Raw genomic sequence first — 1,295 nt, forward strand, 5'->3', positions numbered from 1 at the left:
GTGATCGTCAAGCTGTTGCGTCTGTTGGGGGCGGCTGCGTTCGCGGGGGTGCTGGTCGGTCTTTTGGCCCTTCCGGGGATCGGCAGTGTGGGGATGGCGGCGCGGGATGCCTCGGACAACTTTCAGGACATGCCGGAGGACTTCAGTATCAAGCCGCCGCCGGAGCGGACGACGGTGTACTCCGCGGATGGTCAGGTGATCGCGGTGTTCTATGAGCACAACCGGGAGTCGGTGAGTCTGGGTCAGATCGCGCCGGTGATGCAGAAGGCGGTGGTGGCGATCGAGGACTCACGGTTCTTTGAGCATGGTCCGCTGGACTTCAAGGGGTCGTTTCGGGCGTTGGTGACCAACGCTCAAGATGGTGGGATCGTGCAGGGTGGTTCGACGCTGACGCAGCAGTACGTGAAGAACCTGTTGATCGAGAGTGCGACGAGCAACAAGGAGATCCAGGCGGCCAAGGCGCCGAACTTCGGGCGGAAGCTGCGGGAGCTGCGGTATGCGGTGAACGTGGAGAAGGAGCTGAGTAAGAACCAGATCCTGGAGGGGTATCTCAACATCGCCTACTTCGGGTCGGGTGCCTACGGGGTGCAGGCGGCCTCGCAGTACTACTTCAGCAAGAACGCCTCGCAGCTGACGTTGCCGGAGGCGGCGTTGCTGGCGGGGATCACCAACAGCCCGTCGGCGTTCGATCCGGAGACCAATCCCAAGGACGCGACGGAGCGTCGTAACACGGTGTTGTACCGGATGGAGCAGTTGGGGGTGATCACCAAGGCGCAGGCGGACGCGGCGGTGGCGACGCCGATCAGGTTGGACATCAAGCAGCCCAAGGCCGACTGTGTGGACAGCAAGGCGCCGTTCTTTTGTGAGTATGTCAAGGATGAGGTGCTGGGCAACCCGGCGTTCGGGAAGACCGCGGCGGACCGGGAGCGGTTGTTGTACCGGGGTGGGTTGACGATCCGCACGACGCTGGACATGAAGGCGCAGCAGGCCGCGCAAAAGGCCCTGGCGTTGCGGCCGAGCCGGGGTAAGACCGCGACCGAGGCGATGGTCAAGCCCGGTACCGGTGAGATCAAGGCGATGGTGGTCAGCAAGACCTACGGTGACAGCAGGAAGAAGGGCCAGACCACCCTCAACCTCGCCGCCGACTACGCCCACGGCGGCAACGGCGGCTATTCGGCCGGTTCGACCTTCAAGATCTTCACCCTCGCCGCCGCCCTGGACAAGGGCTACGGCGTCGGCACCACCCTGCCCGCCCCCAACAGCACCACCGTCAGCGGCTACACCGACTGCAAGGG

The 1,295-nt window shown here is 64.2% G+C and carries 1 protein-coding gene; it reads left to right on the plus strand.

The window, feature by feature from the left end; translation table 11 throughout:
• The coding region (locus ACFFNX_RS50285; RefSeq protein ID WP_378213591.1) for a transglycosylase domain-containing protein at nt 1–1,295 on the plus strand (1,295 nt) is incomplete at both ends.

It is taken from the genome of Actinoallomurus acaciae (genome assembly GCF_042429965.1).
GTDB classification, from domain to species: Bacteria; Actinomycetota; Actinomycetes; order Streptosporangiales; family Streptosporangiaceae; genus Actinoallomurus; species Actinoallomurus acaciae.